Raw genomic sequence first — 4398 nt, 5'->3', positions numbered from 1 at the left:
CTGAGGCTTCTCGGTTTGAGTTTGCCCCTCACCCCCGGCCCCTCTCCCAGAGCGTCCCTCACCCCCTGCCCCTCTCCCGGAGGGAGAGGGGGGCTAGGGATTGAGGCGGCGAGCTTTCCCTTGCAATTCGGTAGCGACTTTTAGGCCGGCGGTTTGTCCGGCCAGGGATCCGTGAGGTCGGCGGCCAGGGGATCCCAGTCCCAGCCCCAGTCGCGGGCGATGGCCTGCGTAAGGCCCAACTGTCCAGCACCCGGGTAGCGGGCCAGGGCCAACAGGAGATCCACCAGTTGCTCGCCAGTGGGGGTGCGGCCAAAAATGTGCAGTCCATCCCGGATCTGGGATTCCTTGAGCTCGCAGAGGTAGCCATCGAGGCGGGTCCAGTCTTCCTCTTTCTCTAGGTTGAACTGCAAGTCGAGGTGCTCTTGGCGGACAAGTTCCTGGATCTGGGCGCGGATCAGCGGGCAGCGCCCCGGATCCATCTGCTGGGCCTCGTAGTACTCGTCCATCAGCCGCTCCAGTTCCGCCAAGGGTCCGTAGAGCTCGGCGCGGGTTAGGGGCGGGGTGAGGTGGTCGAGGATGACAGCCTGAGCCCGCCGCTTGGCCTGGGATCCCTCGCCGGGATCGTTGACGATGAAGGGGTAGAAGTGGGGCAGGGGCCCCAAGGCTATTTCTGGGTAGCAGGTGGCTGAAAGGGCGGATCCCTTGCCAGGCAGCCACTCCAGGTTGCCGTGCTTGCCCACATGCACCACCGCCTGCACGCCAAACACTTGCCGCAGCCACAGGTAAAAGGCTAGGTACTCATGGGGCGGTACCAAATCTGGGGCGTGGTAGTTCAAAGAGGGATCCCGGTCGTAGCCTCGCGGCGGCTGGATGCCGACAAAAACCTGCTCCAGCTGCAGGCCGACAATGGGGAGGTCGTGGGCGGGCGGATCCCCCCACTGCCGCACCAGATCCTCTTGGACAGCGGCAGGCAACTGGGCAAACCACTCCCGATAGAGGGCAGCCGGCAGCACCTGCCGCGCCGGGCGTAGGGATCCCAGCGGATCATAGGTTTGGCCCTGGGTTAGCCAGCGGATGAGCTCATCTCCGCTCTGGGGCAGTGGACAGGCGCGGTAGCCAGCTTCCGCCAGGGCCTTGAGGATCTCCACGCAGCTTGCCGGTGTATCCAACCCTACCCCATTGGCCAGCCGTCCATCCCGGCTGGGGTAGTTGGCCAAAATCAAGGCTAGACGGCGCTGATTGGCAGGAGTGCGCCGCAGCTTTACCCAGTTGGCCGCCAGCTCGGCCACAAACGCCACCCGATCCGGCACAGCCTCATAGGCCATGATCTCCGTCTGCAGGCGGGGATCCCACTGTTGAACCGTCTTGAACGAGATGGCGCGGCTGAGGAGGCGCCCGTCCACCTCCGGCAACACCACGTTCATGGCCAGATCCCGCGCCCCCAAGCCCCGAGTGGAGTTCTCCCAGCGCTCCCGCGACCCACTGCTCAAGACCACCTGCACAACCGGCACATCCAGCTCCTGCCAGAGGCGGACATCGGGCTGCTCGCTCTCCAGGCGGGCCAGGGAAAAGCTAGTGGTGTTCAACAGAAGTTCAATTTGGCCGCCGAAGTGCTCCCGGATGGCCTGCGGCAAGTCCGGTTCCTGCAGGCCATAGGTGTACAGACACAGCGGCTGCAACCCCCGCTCCTGCAGGGCTTTGGCCAGGGCATCTATTGGCTGCGTATTCCCCGCCAAAACATGGGCGCGGTAGAGCAGGATCCCTACCTTGGGGGCGTGGGGATCCTTGAGGGGGGATAGGGGGGGATGGTAGATCCCCAGCCGAGGCAGCACCTGCGGCTCTGGCACGGCGTACTCCTGTCCCAGGAACTCCCTGGCCAAGAATTTCAAGCAAGCCGCCACATTGGCTGCTCCTCCCTCCAGCCAGTACTGCCACACCCGGTCGGCCACTGCCAGGGGCACGGTGGAGTGGCTAACCAAATCCCAATCGGGGCGGTCATCCCCAGGGATCACAATCAGGGTGGATCCCGCTGCTGCCGCTACCTCTTTGGCCACCTCCAGGCCATAGCTCCAGTAGGCCCTTCCCCCCAACAGGCGCAGGAGCACCACCTGAGCTTGCCGCAACACCTTCTCGGCGTAGTCGTCGATGCTCAGAGGCTGTTGCAACTGCAAGAGGTTAGCCGCCCGCACCGCCGGGAAATCAGCCGGCAGCAGGCGCATGGCTGCGCTCAAGGCCGTCAGATCCGTGTCGGCTGCCGACAGGACAACGATGGGGGCCGGATCCTGCTCCAGGAAAACGACCCCGCCTTGGGAAGGATCCCATCCCCCCGGCAAAGCAGCTATCCGGTGCATAGAGCCAGCGCCAGGCGCCTCGCCATCTCCTTGAGACTACCCAGAAGGATAGCTTGGTAGCCCTGCACTTGAGTGGGGGGCGGAAAAGGGTATACTTGCCGAAAAGGTGTATCGTTCCCGGGCCAGCAGCTAATCACGGTGAAAAATCCGCCTGGTGTAAGCGTCCGGGACGCGAGAGGGCTCCGCCCCGCTGAGGCGAGCAGGGCTTTGCCTCAGGGGACTGTCTAGAGGCGTCTTGACAGCGCCACTACGTAAGAACCCTACGCCTTGAGGCGGTGGGAGTGTCAACCTAACGGCCGTACTTGAGCACAAAGACATCTTTCAGACCAGCATGGGGCTCTCCGGCGAGGGATCCCCAGGTTACACCTACCACCCCGAGGGTGCCCTCTTGGTCTAGCGCCATGGCCTGGATCCAGTCGAAGTCGGCGCTGCCGAACTGGTGGCGCCAGAGCTCGCCGCCGTTGGTATCGTAGAGGCGGACAAAGGCATCGCTGCGACTTGCAGGAAATCCCTGGGTGGATCCTGCCACCCAGACCCTTCCGAGCCTATCCACGGCAATGGCCAGAGGGCGCTCCCCTTTCGCGCTGTCCCATTGGCGGCTCCAGAGCTCGTTGCCGTAGGGATCATACTGCCGCACAAAGACACTGTACCCCTGGAGCAAGGCCTGTCCAGCAGGAGCCTCTTGGGTATAGCCCGCCACCCAAACTTTTCCCTCCTCTCCCACAGCGATGGCAAGAGTGCCGTCGCCCCCTTTGTTGGAAAACTGGCGCAGCCAAACCTGGTTGCCGCTGGGATCATACTGGCCGACAAAGCCGCCGGCCCTTGTGCGGTCGCGGACGAATCCGGTTATCCAGAGATTTCCTGCCCCATCGGCGGCCAGGGCAGTGACCTGGGCCCCTAGCTCGCGGACCCAGAGGGGTTTGCCGTCAGCGTTGTATTGGCGCACAAAGCTCTTGCCTCCGCTATTTCCGGCTACCCAGACATTGCCCTTGCCATCCACGGCAATGGCAGTGACCTGGTCAGGCTCAGCACCGCCCAACTGCTGCGTCCAGCGCTCCCGACCCTGGGGATCGTGCTTACGCAGGAAGATGTCTTTTGCGCCGGCATTGCTGTAGCCAGGGAAAGCGCCGTAGGTCACTCCTGCCACCCAGGTGTTCCCTCTCCTGTCCACTGCCACCGCCACAACTTCGTCTAAAGCAGGGGTGCCCAACTGCCGTGTCCAGAGCTCTCGGCCCCAGGGATTGTACTTGCGCAAGAAACCATCACCACCCCCTGCCGAGCTTTGGCCCAAAAAGCTTCCCTCCGTTACTCCCGCCACCCAAATATTTCCCTTTCCATCAATTGCGATGGCGCGAGCCTCGTCAGAGGAAGGGGTACCAAACTGGCGCAGCCAAGGGCTGGGACTACAGCCAAAACCTAAACCGAAAAAAGCTAAGCCGCCCAGAACTGCTCTAGCCAGTGCCTGTCTCCTGCTCATAGGCCCTCTTTTGGGGGGCACTGGGCAAAGCATAGCAAGGGCTCTCCCCAGCTATCGCGAGGGATAAGCCTCCACGTCTTCTGCAGCAGCACAGGATCCCTAGGTAACCTGAGGCATTGCTTCAGGGCTAGCCAGGCGCGGCAAAAACTGCAGCGCTGCTTGCCCTGGAACAGGCAAAAAGGCTGGGCCTCTTCAAAGTTGAACTCAGGCTGCCACTGCACGGCAATAGCCCAGGGATGGATTTCCTGCGCGATGGCCTCGATGAGCTCGTCGGGGAAACAGGCAGCCAAACGTCAGCCCGCCGGCACTCCCCAAACAGCCGGGTGGTGCCAAGAGACCAGGGAGAGGGCTTCGACGCCGACAATGAGCAGGTGGAGCGGAGGAGGCTGACGCTGGGGCAAATGGGCTTGCGATTGATCCAGCTCGTCGTACACCAATCCATCCACGGCAGCTAGCAGCGCTTGTGGCTTGCTTTCCCCCAACAGCAGCGCAAATGGCCTCCCCGTAGGGGCTCAGCGCTACAACGACACCCAGGTCATGCTTTGAAGTTGGAAAGCCTTCGCGCAAGTT

4 protein-coding genes are annotated in these 4398 nt (G+C 62.8%); all 4 read right to left on the bottom strand.

What is annotated here, in order from left to right:
- Positions 1–140 precede the first annotated feature (140 nt).
- The 4 genes from cobN to NW827_RS03885 all read right to left on the bottom strand — a co-directional run bounded on the left by cobN (position 141) and on the right by NW827_RS03885 (position 4274).
- On the bottom strand, positions 141–2351 hold the full coding sequence (gene cobN, locus NW827_RS03900; protein ID WP_414503358.1) for a cobaltochelatase subunit CobN: 2211 nt from the start codon (positions 2349–2351) through the stop codon (positions 141–143).
- Between the two features lie 289 nt (positions 2352–2640).
- A complete protein-coding gene (locus NW827_RS03895; protein ID WP_414403376.1) occupies positions 2641–3828 on the bottom strand; it encodes an SBBP repeat-containing protein in 1188 nt (395 codons plus the stop codon).
- The gene (locus tag NW827_RS03890) at positions 3825–4118 is read right to left on the bottom strand and encodes a hypothetical protein (protein ID WP_414503357.1); all 294 of its coding nucleotides are present in this window, start codon (positions 4116–4118) and stop codon (positions 3825–3827) included. The genes NW827_RS03895 and NW827_RS03890 overlap by 4 nt, the downstream gene beginning before the upstream one ends.
- A gap of 3 nt (positions 4119–4121) precedes the next feature.
- Positions 4122–4274, bottom strand: coding sequence for a hypothetical protein (locus NW827_RS03885; RefSeq protein ID WP_414403378.1), 153 nt, complete (start codon positions 4272–4274; stop codon positions 4122–4124).
- Positions 4275–4398: the final 124 nt, after the last annotated feature.

The sequence above is a fragment of the Synechococcus sp. H70.1 genome (assembly GCF_047502705.1).
GTDB lineage: Bacteria > Cyanobacteriota > Cyanobacteriia > Thermostichales > Thermostichaceae > Thermostichus.
This window is presented reverse-complemented; position numbering and strand designations above follow the sequence as displayed.